Raw genomic sequence first — 13,306 nt, forward strand, 5'->3', positions numbered from 1 at the left:
TCAACCGAGACCGGGACCCTCCCAACCTCACCCTATTGTCTGCGTCACCGCCGGCCCAATGCAACTGCGGCTTTTCACGACCACCGCAGCCACCCCGAGGAGCGGTCCTAAAGCTCTCCGAACTCAGCTTCGTTTCTCAATGTCGGGCGCCGCTCATAGTCAACGGGCGGCAAGAGCATGACTTCGGTCTCCTTGCGGCCGAACTCTCTTCCGATCTGGAATGCCGCATAAATCGCGCCGAGGCGGATAAGGAATCTAAACATGGAGTGTCTCCTTCGACGGTAGAAACCGTATGGCTGCAAGATTGTTCCAAGGTTTGCGGGCGGAACTATTTTGCCCCTCGCCAATGGACTCGTCATTCGTCTCGGGGCGGTCTGTCTTGCCGACTGGGCCGCCTTCTAGGCGGCAGGAGAACCCTGAAAGTGCTCATGCTCGAATCTCATGCCTTCATGTCCTGGCTCAAATCGCATCCGGCTGGACAAATGCGGAGACCGAAAGCTGGTTGCGTCGCCGCAGTCAAAGAGATGATGTACAGCGGAATGGCAGCTTTGACGTTCGAAGAAGGCCAGTGGCGGGTGACGGGCAACCAGAGGGTGGACATTTCAGCTCACATGGAAAATGATCATGTTGCTATGCACAATACTGCAGTGCTCTGATCTCGACGACAGCCTGAACGTAAAAGCGGATCAACCGACCTCCGGGTCCAGCGAGTGAGGACGCAAATGGACACCCCAGGCAATAGGCAGTTGCACCGCGACGCTGGCGGGCGACCCCGTCGATCGGCCGGCTGGCTTTCCCGCGCCGCCGTGTCGGCGGCATTCCTCTTCGGCATGGCTTTCAGCAGCACTGCATTTGCGCAAGACCAGCAGCTGCCCGTGGTGACGGCGGCCAAGCCGGTGGTTCGTGAAATCGTCGAAGACGATGAGTTCGTCGGGCGCTTCGACGCCGTCGACCAGGTCGCCATCCGCTCGCGCGTCAGCGGCTATCTGGACAAGGTCAGCTTCCAGGACGGCGCACTGGTCAACAAGGGCGACCTGCTCTTCACCATCGATCAGCGTCCGTACCAGGCGGCTTATGATGCCGCCAAATCGCAAGTGGACGTCGCCAAGAGTCTTCTCGAATTCTCCAAGATGCAGCTCGATCGCGCCGACGAACTGGCCAAGACCGGCAATATCTCAACCGCGACGGTCGACGACCGCCGGCGGGAATATCTTTCGGCGCAGGCGCAGATGCAGGGCGCGACGGCTGCGCTGACGACGGCCAGCCTGAACATGGAGTTCACGGAGATCAAGGCGCCCTTGTCCGGCCGCATCGACCGCCGGCTGGTATCGGTCGGCAACCTCGTGCAGCCGGATTCCACCTTGCTGACGACCATCGTCACACGCGATCCGATCAACTTCTATTTCGACGTCGATGAGCGCCTGTATTTCAGCTACGCCCGCGACGCGAAGGAGCGCGGCGGCTCGATGCAGGAAGGCGCCGGCGGGCTCGATGTGGTGGTTCGAGTTGCCGACCGCCAGGAGGCGGCATTCAAGGGCAAGCTCGATTTTGCCGAAAACCGGATCGACAACGCGACCGGTACCTTGCGGGTGCGGGCAACGTTTCCCAACGCCGACGGCATTCTCCAGCCAGGCATGTTCGGGCGCATCAACGTGCCGGGGTCGCTGCCGCATAGCGGCGTGCTGGTGCCCGACGAGGCGATCGGCGCCGATCAGGATCGCCGCATCGTGTTCCTGGTGGATGAGGCCGGGATGGTGTCGGCGAAGCCCGTGCGCACCGGCCCGCTTCTCGACGGCTACCGGGTGATCCGCGCGGGCCTGACCGGCGACGAGACGATCATCGTCAACGGGCTGATGCACGCCAGGCCAGGCACCAAGGTGAAGGTCGAGATGGTGACGTTGCCGCCCAAGGTCGAGACCGCCGGGTTGCAGCAATGAGGTTCGCCCATTTCTTCGTCGACCGTCCGATCTTCGCATCGGTCGTTTCGATCGTCCTGCTGATCCTCGGCGGGATTGCCTATACCCAGTTGCCGGTCGCGCAATATCCCGAGATAGCGCCACCGACCATCGTCGTTCGCGCGCAGTATCCGGGCGCCGACGCCGAGACGGTCGCAGCCACGGTGGCAACGCCGATCGAGCAGGAAATCAACGGCGTCGAGGGCATGCTCTACATGTCGTCCTATTCGTCGGGCGACGGGGCGATGGCGCTGACCATCACCTTCAAGCTGGGCACCGACCTCGACCAGGCGCAGGTGCTGGTGCAGAACCGCGTGTCGGTCGCCGAGCCGCGCCTGCCCGAAGAAGTCCGCCGCCTCGGCATCACCACCACCAAGAGCTCGCCCGACCTGATGATGGTCGTGCACATGCTGTCGCCCGACAATACATACGACCAGCTCTACGTCTCGAACTACGCCCGCTCGCGTGTACGCGACATACTGCTCAGGCTGGACGGCGTCGGCGACCTCATCATCTTCGGCGAACGCGAATATTCGCTGCGCATCTGGCTCGATCCGGAAAAACTGTCTGCCCTGGGGATGACCTCTGGCGATGTGGTGCAGGCGCTGCGCGACCAGAACGTGCAGGTGTCGGGCGGCTCGATCGGCGCGCCGCCGACCAACACCGGCGCGGCGTTCCAGTACACGGTCACCACGCAAGGCCGCTTCGACGACGCACGCGACTTCCGATACGTGATCGTCAAATCGACCGAGGACGGCCGCCTGATCTCGCTGCAGGACGTGGCGCGCATCGAGCTCGGCGCCAAGGATTACGTCACCAACTCCTATCTCAACGGCAAACCGGCGGTGGCGCTCGCCATCTTCCAGCGGCCGGGCACCAATGCGCTCGCCGCAGCCGAGGAGATCCAGGACAAGATGAAGGAGCTTTCAGCCGACTTCCCGAAGGGGTTGAGCTACGACATCGTCTACAATCCGACCGAGTTCGTCGCCGAGTCGATCCAGGAGGTCTACAAGACGATCCTCGAGGCGATGGTGCTGGTCATCATCGTCATCATCGTCTTCCTGCAATCCTGGCGCATGGCGATCGTGCCGATCGTGGCGATCCCGGTGTCGCTGATCGGCACGCTGGCGGTGCTTTACGGCGCCGGCTTCTCGCTCAACATGCTGACGCTGTTCGGCCTGGTTCTGGCGATCGGCATCGTCGTCGACGATGCGATCGTCGTGGTCGAAAACGTCGAGCGCAATATCGCCGCGGGGCTGGCGCCCAATCCGGCGTCGCACCTGACCATGGACGAAGTCGGCACGGCCGTCATCGCGATCTCGCTGGTGCTGATAGCCGTGTTCGTACCGACAGCCTTCATCCCCGGCATTTCCGGGCAGTTCTACCTGCAGTTTGCGATCACCATCGCGGTGTCGACGGCGATCTCGGCATTCAATTCGCTGACGCTTTCGCCGGCGCTGGCCGCACTGCTGTTCAAGCCACACCACGCCGCAGCGGCGCCGCCGCGCTTTTTCCTGGCGCGGTTCGGCCGGGCGCTCGCCGATGGCTTTAACAGAGGCTTCGACAGGCTCGCCCATTGGTATTCGCGCATCATCGCCGTGCTGGTCGGCTCGTGGATAACGATCGGCGCCATGCTGGCCGTTTTCGCGGCCCTCATCTACGCCACGGTCTACATGGTGCAGACAGTGCCGCGCGGTTTCATTCCCTCGCTCGACCAGGGCTATGCGATCGTCGTCATCCAGTTGCCGGACGGCGCCTCGCTGTCGAGGACCGATGCCGTCATCCAGCAGGCGTCGCAGATCATCCAGAAGACGCCGGGCGTCGACTATGCCGTCGCCTTCGCCGGCTTCTCCGGCGCGACCTTCACCAACGCCAGCAATGCGGGCGTGATCTTCGCCAGGTTCAGGCCGTTTGACGAGCGATTGAAAGCCGGCCAGTCGGCGACCCAGGTCATCGGGAATCTGTTCGGCAGCCTGCAAAGCATCAAGGAAGCCTTCATCATCGCACTGCCGCCTCCGCCGATCCGCGGCGTCGGCAATGCCGGCGGCTTCAAGCTGCAGATCCAGGAGCGCAACAGCGCCGATATGCGGCAGATCCTGGCGCTTGCCTACGAAATCGCCGGCAAGGCCAACAAGACGCCGGGGCTGACGGGTGTGTTCACCACCTTCTCTGCGTCGAGCCCGCAATTCTTCCTGGCGATCGATCGCGACAAGGCGCGCATCCTGAACGTGCCGATCCCCAACATCTTCGAGACGCTGTCGATCAATCTGGGCACCGCCTACGTCAATGACTTCAACGCTTTCGGGCGCGTCTACCAGGTGCGGGCGCAGGCCGACCAGGCGTTCCGCCTCGATCGCGCCGACATCCTGAAACTGAAGGTGCGCTCGGCGACCGGGGCGCTGGTTCCGCTCGGCACGTTGATCGAGATCCGCGACGTCACCGGCCCGGCGTTGGTCCAGCGCTACAACATGTATGTCTCGGTGCCGCTGCAGGGCAACGCCGCGCCCGGCGTTTCCACGGGCGACGCGCTGGCATCGATGGAAAAGATCACCGCTGAGACGCTGCCGGCCGGCACCTCCTATGAATGGACCGAGCTCGCCTATCAGGAGCGCAACACCGGCAATGCCGCTGTCTATATCTTCGGACTGTCGGTGCTGTTCGTGTTCCTGGCGCTATCGGCGCAATATGAAAGCTGGGTGCTGCCGTTCGCCATTGTGCTGGTGGTGCCGCTCGGCGTGCTCGCGGCGTTGCTCGGCGTGTGGTTCCGAGGGCTGGACAACAACATCCTCGTGCAGATCGGCCTCATCGTGCTGATCGGGCTTGCCGCCAAGAACGCGATCCTGATCGTCGAATTCGCGCGGCAGGCGCAGGAACGCGGCCTGTCGGCCGCCGAGGCTGCCGTCGAAGCCTGCCGGCTCAGGCTGCGGCCGATCCTGATGACCGCCTTCGCGTTCATCCTCGGCGTCGTGCCGCTGATGATCGCAACGGGCCCGGGCGCTGAAATGCGCCAGTCGCTCGGCACCGCGGTGTTCTCCGGCATGCTTGGCGTCACCTTCGTCGGCCTGTTCCTGACGCCGGTGTTCTACGTCACCGTCAGGTCGCTGTTTTCACGGCGCAAGCCCCATGCCGAGGCCGAGCCTGCGGCGCCGCCAGAGGCGCCATCGGAGACGCCCGCCGAGTAGGGTTACGAATTCCCCGCGTCGGGCGCGGCTTATCACTCCAGCCACGCTGGTCCCCGGCGTTCGCGAAGGAACGGGCTCAATGCCTTCGAGCGGTTCGAGGTATTACTGACCCGACCGACGCCCATGTTCGGATCAGACCTTCACATCGTCGACTATACGGGAAAGCGTGGTGCGGCCAAGCGAACTCATGGCTGGGTTGGTGCTCCGGTAATACCAGACCAAGCCCATTGCCTGCTGGAAAGCCCATGCCGCTCCGCGCTGCCACTCGACGTCGCTTGATCCAAGATGGCTACGCACGGTTTCGCGCCGGCTGCGGTCCAGCAGATGCCATGCGGCAACAAGATCCAAGGCCGGATCGGCCGGTCCGAAGCTGCCGGTGTCGAGCACACCAACAAGGCGGTCCCCTCGCACGAGGAGGTTCGCCGGAATAAGATCGCGGTGGCTCATGACGTCGAGACCGGACTGCGGCAGTTCACGCAGCCGAGCCCAAATGCGACGGAGCCGAGACACGTCAAGGAGCCCCTCGCTGTTCTTGAAACAGATCGACATCCAGTCGTCGTGGTCAGGAAGACTGCCGCCCCTCCCTTGCCCATCAAAACGACGGCCATGTGTGTTCGCTGCGCGTAGCGACGCAATCAGGTTGGCGATATCCAGTGCGAAGGCCGTGGAAGCAGCGAGCCCATCTTGCGTGGCGACGTCACCTTCTATCCAAGTCTGCATTGCCCAAGGTAATGGATAGAGCGGACCTGGCTGACCAAGCCCGATTGGTCGAGGACAGGCAACCGGAGAATGCGCGGCAAACTCCGTCATGGCTGCGGCTTCGTTGCGCAGGATATTGGCGCACGCGACTGGCTCCATTGCGCGCAGGGGGAATCTTGCTGCTACACTCGATCCAATCCTGAAGATTGCATTGACAGTACCAATCGTGCCGACCTGCTCGATCCGCTCGTGGCGATATTCCGGGAACTGGCCGAAGACCATCTCGCGAACGATATTGGCATCGATATGGACCTGATCGCGGTGCATCATGCTGCTGGTGTCTCCCCTGCGAACTCCTCACCGAACAACGGATCAAGCGCTACGTCCTTCCCCGGAAATCGTCCTAGTTGTGGCGGATTTCCGTGCCCAGCACCTTGAGACACTCGCGAATGAAGGCGGCAAGTGCGGTCCATCCTTTGGCTGAAACCATGGTACCGTCCACATAGGCGTCGGTGGGCGACAGGTCGATATAGGTGCCGCCCGCAAGGGTGACCTCCGGCTCGCAGGCCGCCAGTGCGCCGACCTTCTTGCCGCGCACAACACCATCCACGGCAATCAGGATCTGCACACCGTGGCAGATCGTGAAGATCGGCTTCTCGGTCTCGTGGAAGTGGCGCACCATCGCCTGGACGCGCTTGTCGGTGCGGATGTATTCCGGCCCGCGGCCGCCGGCGCAATAGACCGCATCATACTGGGCAATCTGCCGTTCCGCCTCGGAAAACGTCTTGTTGATAAGGGCGTAATGTCCGGGTTTCTCGGTGTAAGTCTGGTCGCCCTCAAAGTCGTGCAGCGAGGTCCTGATCCGGTCTCCGGCATTTTTGTCGGGACACACGACATGGATGGTATGGCCTACGGCCTCCATCGCCTGCTGATAGACGAAGATTTCGTATTCCTCGGTGAACTCTCCGGTCAGCATCAGGATCTTTTTGGCAGGCATGGTTCTTCCTCTTGGTTGTTTGTCAGGCAAGGCACGCCGTCGCGCCTTAAGTTTGGGGCTCGCTGTCGCGTACTGCCAGCGACATCCGACTGGCTACTCGAATGCAGGCAGGAGCCTGTCGCGTGAGTTCTCGATGTGCACCCGCATCGCCTTTCGCGCGGCAGTCGCGTCGCCGGCAGCGAAAGCCGAAAGAATGGCCTCATGCTCGTCGAGCGCCTCCTCGGTTACGCGCGAGTGGTACATCAGGCGGAAAATGTGAAAATGCGTATGCTGGTGGTTCAGCGTCTCGCGGATGAGCTCGTTTTGCGCGAACTCCATGATCTTGTCATGGAAGATGGCATCCTGGCGGGCGAAGTTCGAATAGCGGAGCCGTTCGTCCCTGCCCTCGCGGCGGGTCATCACCCCCGCGGCGTCCCGCAGGACCGCCAGCCGGGTCTCGTCCAGGCCTGCCGCTGCCTTGGCCGCGGCGGCAGGCTCAAGCAACAGGCGCAATTCGTAAAGCTCGTCAAAACGCCGCCGTGTGATCTGCGGCGCGGCGCGATAGCCGATCAGATGGGTCTTGATCACCAGGCCCTCGCCCTCCAGCCGCCCAAGAGCCTCGCGGATCGGCGTATGCGAGACATCCAGCTCCCTGACGAGATTGTCGACCGTTATCCGAGATCCCGGCGCGATCCTGAGTGACATCAGCTGCTGGAAGATCGCGTCGTAGACGTCGCCCGCCAGGCTGTTGGCGCGCTGGATTCGGCCTGTCGGCCGCGCTTCGTCATCAACCGTCACGATGGGATTCTGCATCTTTTTGCCTCTTGACAGGCGGGAGCACTATCACGATGCTCCGGCCAATTCAATCCTATATCCTATACGATTTTATAGCGGATACTTGCTGATGATAGACCATGGATCGCCGAGGACCAGTCGATGACATTGTTCGCCGCAGCGCGATTGCCGCGCGAGATCCTGTTCGGCAAGGGCCAGCGCCAGGTGCTGCCGCACGTTGCATCCAGGCATGGCAAGCGCGCGTTCGTCTGCACCGACGAGCGCTTCGCGGCCACGGCCGCATTTGCCGAGATGATGGCGGCGCTGAGAAAAGCTTCGCTCGAAATCCTCGTCTACGACCGCACCCTGCCCGACGTGCCGCGGGACAGCGTCGCGGTCTGCGTGGCAGAGGCGGAGGATTTCGAACCAGACATGGTCATCGGGATCGGTGGTGGAAGCTGCCTGGACATGGCCAAATGCGCGGCGCTGCTGATCAGTCATGGCGGCAGGCTTCAAGACTATTATGGTGAGTTCAAGGTGCCGGGGCCGACACTTCCGTTGATTGCAGTACCGACCACCGCCGGCACCGGCTCTGAAGTGACCCCAGTAGCCGTCATTTCCGATCCGGAGCGCCTGCTGAAGGTCGGCATTTCAAGTCCGCACCTCATCGCCGCCGTGGCGCTGTGCGACCCGGAACTGACCGCGACCTGCCCGCCCGCGCTCACGGCGATCGCCGGCGCTGATGCCCTTACGCACGCCATCGAAGCCTTTACGGCGGCAAAGCGGGGCAGCGACCCCAGCTTGCCGCAGAAGCATGTCTTTGTGGGCAAGAGTGCTCTCACGGATCACTTTGCATTATTGGCTATCAAGCTCCTCGGCCGCAGCCTGGAAAGGGCCTACCGCGACGGTTCGGACGAGGACGCGCGCGCCGACGTGATGATGGGCGCGCTGGCGGCCGGTTGCGCCTTCGGTACGGCCGGAACAGCGGCCGCCCATGCCGTGCAATATCCGGTCGGCGCGCTCACTCACACGCCGCATGGATTGGGAGTGGCGACCATGCTTCCCTACGTGATGAACTACAATTTGCCCGCTGCCGTCAGCGAGTTTGCCGAAGTCGGCGCCGCGCTCGGTCTTCCCCAGACGGGCAATGACCTTGAGCAAAGGGCTTACGCGACCATCGAAGAGGTTTCGCGGCTGTTCGGCGCGATCGGCATCATACGAACGCTGGCCGAGCTGGGCTTGCCTGCCGGCAAGATCGAGTGGACCGCCGAGCAGGCGCTCGGCATCGACCGCTTGATCAAGAATAACCCCCGCCCTTTCGATGCCGCTTCGATGCGACGATTGGTGCAAGCCGCTTATGACGGCGACATGTCCGCCAGTCTGATGTGAAGGAGGGAGACACATCTCATGAATATTTCTCCGGTGGTTTTTGACGAGGAGGCCGACATCTCCGAATATGCCACGTTCTCACACGGGCTCTATATCGGCGGGCAATGGCGGCCCTCGTCCGACGGGCGCGTTATCGAGGTGTTCGATCCATCGACGGAAGCCGTCATCGCGGCCGTTCCCGATGCAACGCCGGCCGACGCGGCCGCCGCCGTCAACAACGCCGCCAAGGCGGCGGCCGGATGGCGCGAGACCGCCCCACGCAAACGGTCGGAAATCCTGAGACGTTGCTTCGAACTGATGACCGAGCGGGCGGAGACATTGGCCGCGCTGATTTCGCTGGAGAACGGCAAGGCACTGCGCGACGCACGCGGCGAAGTTGCTTATGCGGCCGAGTTTTTTCGTTGGAACGCAGAGGAAGCGGTTCGCATCAGCGGCGAGTTCGGCCTTGCACCTTCGGGTGCGAACCGTATCGTTGTCGACTACCAGCCCATCGGCATATGCTTGCTGATCACACCGTGGAATTTCCCTGCCGCCATGGCCACACGCAAGATCGCGCCGGCGCTCGCTGCCGGCTGCACCGTCATCCTCAAGCCCGCCAGCGAAACGCCGTTGACTGCCTATGCCCTTGCCGCGCTTTACGAGGACGCCGGTGTCCCGCCTGGCGTCATTAACGTTCTCACGACTTCCAACCCCGGGCCGTTGACCGCCGCCATACTGGCTGATCCGAGGGTGCGCAAACTTTCGTTCACCGGCTCCACCGGCGTCGGGCGCGTTCTTCTGGCCGAAGCCGCCAGGCACGTCATCTCGTGTTCGATGGAGCTTGGCGGCAACGCCCCCTTTATCGTCTTCGACGACGCCGACTTGGAAGCTGCTCTCGACGGGGCAATGATCGCCAAGATGCGCAACGCCGGCGAGGCATGCACGGCCGCCAATCGGCTTTATGTCCAGGCCGGTATCCATGACGCGTTCGCGGAGGGACTGCGCAAACGCATGGCCGCACTCCAGATAGGCCCCGGCATCGACGCCGATACCGAATGCGGCCCGATGATCACTCGCAAGGCCGTCGAGAAGATCGACCGGCTCGTCAAGGATGCGGTTGGTCGCGGCGCCAGGATCCTATGCGGAGGCGCTGTGGCCGATGACAAGGGCTATTTCTACCCGCCAACGGTTCTTTGCGACGTCCCCCCAGCTGCCGAGATAGCGCATCAGGAAATATTCGGTCCAGTCGCTCCAATCATGCGCTTCGACGATGAGGCCGAAGTCATCACACGCGCCAATGACACCGAATACGGCCTGGCGGCCTATATCTACACAAGCGACCTAGCCAAGGGCATGCGCGTGGCATCAAGGATCGAGTCCGGCATGATCGCGCTGAACCGGGGCCTCATGTCCGACCCTGCAGCTCCCTTCGGAGGCGTCAAGCAGAGTGGGCTGGGACGCGAAGGCGGGCAAAAGCACGGCATCAGCGAGTTCCTGGAAGCCAAGTACATCGCCGTGACGATATGAGGGCCGGCGTGATCAAGGATCCTTTTCGCATCCGCGACCACGTTCCCGAATTCGACGATATCGTCGCCGAGATCGTTCGCCGCAGCGCGGAAACCCGAGCGAGAATTCAGACCGTCGCCGATCTTGCCTATGGGCCCGACGCCAGCGAAACCGTCGACCTGTTCTTTCCCCCGGGAAAACGCGACCGCCTGCCGGTTCATATGTTCATCCACGGCGGCTACTGGCGGATGTTCTCCAAGCGGGACCATTCCTATGTCGCGGACATCGTGACGCGGGCGGGCGCGATCGCGGTCATCGTCGATTACGCATTGATGCCTTCGGTGAGGATGGCGGCCATCGCCGATCAGGTGCGCCGGGCCAGGCGTTGGGTGATCGAGCACATCGCCGAGCATGGCGGCGATCCCGGCCGACTGACTGTCAGCGGGCACTCGGCCGGCGCTCACCTGGCAACGATGCTGTTCAATGACCCCAATCGATCGTCCAACGTCAAAGGCGCGCTGCTGCTCGGCGGCCTGTACGACTTGAAGCCTCTGCAGACCTCGTTCCTTGCCGGCGAGATCGCGATAACGGATGACGAGGTCGCCAGCTTCTCGCCGCTGACACATCGCTTCGATCCGTCGGTAGAGATTGACATCGCAGTCGGAGCCGCGGAAACGCCGCCGTTCCATCGCCAGGCCGACGCATTTGCCAAGCATCTGCGAAAGCAGGGGCTGCATGTCTCTCAAACCGCCCTCGCCGGCGCCAATCACATGAGCAGCGTTCGCGACCTCGGAGTGAGTGGAACCGAGGCATCGGATCGGCTGGCGAAGCTTATCGGTTCATAGAGTGGGGCGTCCGAGCCGCGTTCAATGCGGCGACGCCGGTGCGCCGATACGCGAGCGTCGAGGGGCGATCCGGTCGCGGCAATCAACCACATCGCTGACCGGTCATCGGATGCGCTCGCCGCCTTCTCCAAAGATCTGTGCCGACGCGGGCGCGAAATGGAGCGTGATCGTGTCGCCTGTCCTGGGTAGAGCCGACCGGCGCTCCGTGACTATCGTCTCCCCGGTTGCCAGCGTCGCATGGAGGTAACAGGTGGATCCCAGTGCCTCCACGAATTCCACGGTCGCCTTCAAGCCGGAGCCCTCCCGCAGGTCGAGGTGCTCGGGCCTCAGCCCTAGCTGCAATCTCGTCCCGGGTTCGAACCTGGTCGGCACCGGGCTTTGGATTTCGATCCCCCCTGCTGCGAGCCGCCCGCCGGCTTGCGCAGTCGCCGACAGGAAATTCATTCGTGGAGAGCCGATGAAACCGGCAACGAACGCATTGTCCGGGTCGTGATAGAGACCGAGTGGCGTTCCAATCTGCTCGATGCGTCCGTCCCGCAGCACCACGATCCGGTCCGCCATCGTCAGCGCTTCGGTCTGATCGTGCGTGACGTAGATCATCGTGTTGCCAAGCATGGTGTGAAGCTTGGAAATCTCGACCCGCATCTGCACTCGCAACTCCGCGTCGAGGTTGCTGAGCGGCTCGTCGAACAGAAACACCTTGGGGTCGCGCACGATAGCGCGGCCGATGGCGACACGCTGGCGCTGCCCTCCGGAAAGCTGCGCCGGCTTGCGCTGCAGATACTCCTCCAGGCGCAGGATCTTCGCTGCCCTCGCGACCTTCTCGGCAATTTCCGGTTTGGGGCGATGCGTCATGCGCAAGCCGAAGCTCATATTGTCCGCCACCGTCATATGCGGGTAAAGCGCATAGGACTGGAACACCATCGCAAGGCCGCGGTCGGACGGCTCCGCGTCGGTGACATCGGTCTCACCGATGAATATCTCTCCGCTGCTCGTCTCCTCGAGGCCCGCGATCATCCGCAACAGGGTCGATTTCCCGCAGCCCGACGGCCCAACGAACACGGTGAACTCGCCTTCCTCGATGGCCAGCGAAACATCGTGGACGACCTGGGTTGCACCGAAGCTTTTGCTGACGTGTTTAAGTTCAACACGCGCCATGACTAGCCTTTCACTGCGCCGACAGCGATGCCGGACACGATCCGCCGCTGGAAAATGATGTAAAGGATGACGATCGGCGCCGCCGCGATGACAATTCCGGCCGTGAACAGCGGAATCTGGTCGGAATACTGGCCCTTCAGAGCGGAAATTCCCACCATGAGAGTGCGGTTCTTCTGCATGGTCAGCAAGGCTATCAGGACATCGTTCCAGCAATTGAGGGTGTTGAGGATGCCGAGCGTTATCATCGCCGGCATCCCAAGGGGCACCATCACATGCCACCAGACCTGCAACAGTTTGGCGCCGTCGATCCGCGCCGCCTCGATCAATTCGCGGGGCAGGCCGGAATAGAACGCCGTCATCATGTAGACGGAGAACGGCAGAAAGAACGCCGTATAGGACAGGATCAGTCCGATACGCGTGTCGATCAGGTGCAGGCCGACCATGGTGCGCATGTAAGGCACCAGCACGACCTGCACGGGAATCATCAGCGATGACAGGATCACAACGAATACGAAGCGCCGATAGGGAAAGCGCAGGCAAGCCAGTGCAAAGCCGGCAAGGGACGAGATGACCATCAGCAGGATCACCGCGCCAGCCGTCGTGACCACCGAATTGAGGAAATACTGGTCGAGATGCGACCGCGTCCAGGCCTGCACGAAATTGTCGAATGTCGGCTGCATCGCCAGCCCGAAGCGGTCCAGCAGATAGTCGTGCCGGGTCTTGAGCGCATTGTTGACCGCGAAGAAGATCGGATAAAGACAACTCAGCGCCAGCAATCCCATCGGGATCGCCGCAATTCTGAGGACCAGCCTCTGCCGTTTTCCTGCTCCAGCCACTGCGATC

General features: G+C 62.5%; 12 protein-coding genes. 6 read left to right on the forward strand and 6 right to left on the reverse strand.

Features of this window, described 5'->3' with window-relative positions; genetic code table 11:
- Positions 1–107: 107 nt before the first annotated feature.
- Positions 108–263, reverse strand: coding sequence for a hypothetical protein (locus ACWGTI_RS01015; protein ID WP_454585398.1), 156 nt, complete (start codon positions 261–263; stop codon positions 108–110).
- Positions 264–422: 159 nt separating this feature from the next.
- Between ACWGTI_RS01015 and ACWGTI_RS01020 the strand changes: the two genes are divergently transcribed.
- The 3 genes from ACWGTI_RS01020 to ACWGTI_RS01030 all read left to right on the forward strand — a co-directional run bounded on the left by ACWGTI_RS01020 (position 423) and on the right by ACWGTI_RS01030 (position 5,137).
- The gene (locus tag ACWGTI_RS01020; protein ID WP_454585399.1) at positions 423–656 is read left to right on the forward strand and encodes a hypothetical protein; all 234 of its coding nucleotides are present in this window, start codon (positions 423–425) and stop codon (positions 654–656) included.
- Positions 657–830: 174 nt separating this feature from the next.
- Positions 831–1,937, forward strand: a complete 1,107-nt coding sequence (locus ACWGTI_RS01025) for an efflux RND transporter periplasmic adaptor subunit (protein ID WP_454586455.1) — start codon at positions 831–833, stop codon at positions 1,935–1,937.
- Positions 1,934–5,137, forward strand: coding sequence for an efflux RND transporter permease subunit (locus tag ACWGTI_RS01030; RefSeq protein WP_454585400.1), 3,204 nt, complete (start codon positions 1,934–1,936; stop codon positions 5,135–5,137). The genes ACWGTI_RS01025 and ACWGTI_RS01030 overlap by 4 nt, the downstream gene beginning before the upstream one ends.
- Before the next feature lie 132 nt (positions 5,138–5,269).
- Here ACWGTI_RS01030 and ACWGTI_RS01035 read toward each other — a convergent pair whose 3' ends face one another.
- The 3 genes from ACWGTI_RS01035 to ACWGTI_RS01045 all read right to left on the reverse strand — a co-directional run bounded on the left by ACWGTI_RS01035 (position 5,270) and on the right by ACWGTI_RS01045 (position 7,625).
- A complete protein-coding gene (locus tag ACWGTI_RS01035; RefSeq protein ID WP_454585401.1) occupies positions 5,270–6,166 on the reverse strand; it encodes an aminoglycoside phosphotransferase family protein in 897 nt (298 codons plus the stop codon).
- Positions 6,167–6,239: 73 nt separating this feature from the next.
- Positions 6,240–6,833 carry a DJ-1/PfpI family protein gene (locus tag ACWGTI_RS01040; protein WP_454585402.1) on the reverse strand — a complete coding sequence of 198 codons (594 nt, stop codon included), beginning with the start codon at positions 6,831–6,833 and terminating at the stop codon, positions 6,240–6,242.
- Between the two features lie 93 nt (positions 6,834–6,926).
- Entirely contained in the window at positions 6,927–7,625 is a 699-nt protein-coding gene (locus ACWGTI_RS01045) for a GntR family transcriptional regulator (protein ID WP_454585403.1), read from the reverse strand.
- A gap of 123 nt (positions 7,626–7,748) precedes the next feature.
- Here ACWGTI_RS01045 and ACWGTI_RS01050 point away from each other — a divergent pair, with 123 nt between their 5' ends.
- The 3 genes from ACWGTI_RS01050 to ACWGTI_RS01060 are packed head-to-tail and all read left to right on the forward strand — an operon-like array spanning position 7,749 to position 11,305.
- Positions 7,749–8,975 carry an iron-containing alcohol dehydrogenase gene (locus tag ACWGTI_RS01050; protein WP_454585404.1) on the forward strand — a complete coding sequence of 409 codons (1,227 nt, stop codon included), beginning with the start codon at positions 7,749–7,751 and terminating at the stop codon, positions 8,973–8,975.
- Between the two features lie 18 nt (positions 8,976–8,993).
- Positions 8,994–10,481 (forward strand): NAD-dependent succinate-semialdehyde dehydrogenase, encoded by a 1,488-nt coding sequence (locus ACWGTI_RS01055; RefSeq protein WP_454585405.1) that lies wholly within the window; start codon positions 8,994–8,996, stop codon positions 10,479–10,481.
- A gap of 8 nt (positions 10,482–10,489) precedes the next feature.
- Positions 10,490–11,305: an alpha/beta hydrolase gene (locus tag ACWGTI_RS01060; protein WP_454585406.1), complete on the forward strand. Its 816-nt coding sequence runs from the start codon at positions 10,490–10,492 to the stop codon at positions 11,303–11,305.
- Positions 11,306–11,407: 102 nt separating this feature from the next.
- On the opposite strand, the gene ACWGTI_RS01065 is transcribed toward ACWGTI_RS01060, so the two are convergent.
- Together ACWGTI_RS01065 and ACWGTI_RS01070 are read right to left on the reverse strand one after the other, a co-directional pair.
- Positions 11,408–12,463, reverse strand: coding sequence for an ABC transporter ATP-binding protein (locus tag ACWGTI_RS01065; protein WP_454585407.1), 1,056 nt, complete (start codon positions 12,461–12,463; stop codon positions 11,408–11,410).
- Positions 12,464–12,465: 2 nt separating this feature from the next.
- Positions 12,466–13,299 (reverse strand): carbohydrate ABC transporter permease, encoded by an 834-nt coding sequence (locus ACWGTI_RS01070; RefSeq protein WP_454585408.1) that lies wholly within the window; start codon positions 13,297–13,299, stop codon positions 12,466–12,468.
- Positions 13,300–13,306 lie beyond the last annotated feature (7 nt).

It is taken from the genome of Mesorhizobium sp. ArgA1, assembly GCF_053714375.1.

What these genes read in the sequence shown, in the direction of transcription:
- ACWGTI_RS01015 (WP_454585398.1), bottom strand. Translation starts at nt 263, where the DNA reads ATGTTTAGATTCCTTATCCGCCTCGGCGCGATTTATGCGGCATTCCAG.
- ACWGTI_RS01025 (WP_454586455.1), top strand. Translation starts at nt 831, where the DNA reads ATGGCTTTCAGCAGCACTGCATTTGCGCAAGACCAGCAGCTGCCCGTG.
- ACWGTI_RS01030 (WP_454585400.1), top strand. Translation starts at nt 1,934, where the DNA reads ATGAGGTTCGCCCATTTCTTCGTCGACCGTCCGATCTTCGCATCGGTC.
- ACWGTI_RS01035 (WP_454585401.1), bottom strand. Translation starts at nt 6,166, where the DNA reads ATGATGCACCGCGATCAGGTCCATATCGATGCCAATATCGTTCGCGAG.
- ACWGTI_RS01040 (WP_454585402.1), bottom strand. Translation starts at nt 6,833, where the DNA reads ATGCCTGCCAAAAAGATCCTGATGCTGACCGGAGAGTTCACCGAGGAA.
- ACWGTI_RS01045 (WP_454585403.1), bottom strand. Translation starts at nt 7,625, where the DNA reads ATGCAGAATCCCATCGTGACGGTTGATGACGAAGCGCGGCCGACAGGC.
- ACWGTI_RS01050 (WP_454585404.1), top strand. Translation starts at nt 7,749, where the DNA reads ATGACATTGTTCGCCGCAGCGCGATTGCCGCGCGAGATCCTGTTCGGC.
- ACWGTI_RS01055 (WP_454585405.1), top strand. Translation starts at nt 8,994, where the DNA reads ATGAATATTTCTCCGGTGGTTTTTGACGAGGAGGCCGACATCTCCGAA.
- ACWGTI_RS01065 (WP_454585407.1), bottom strand. Translation starts at nt 12,463, where the DNA reads ATGGCGCGTGTTGAACTTAAACACGTCAGCAAAAGCTTCGGTGCAACC.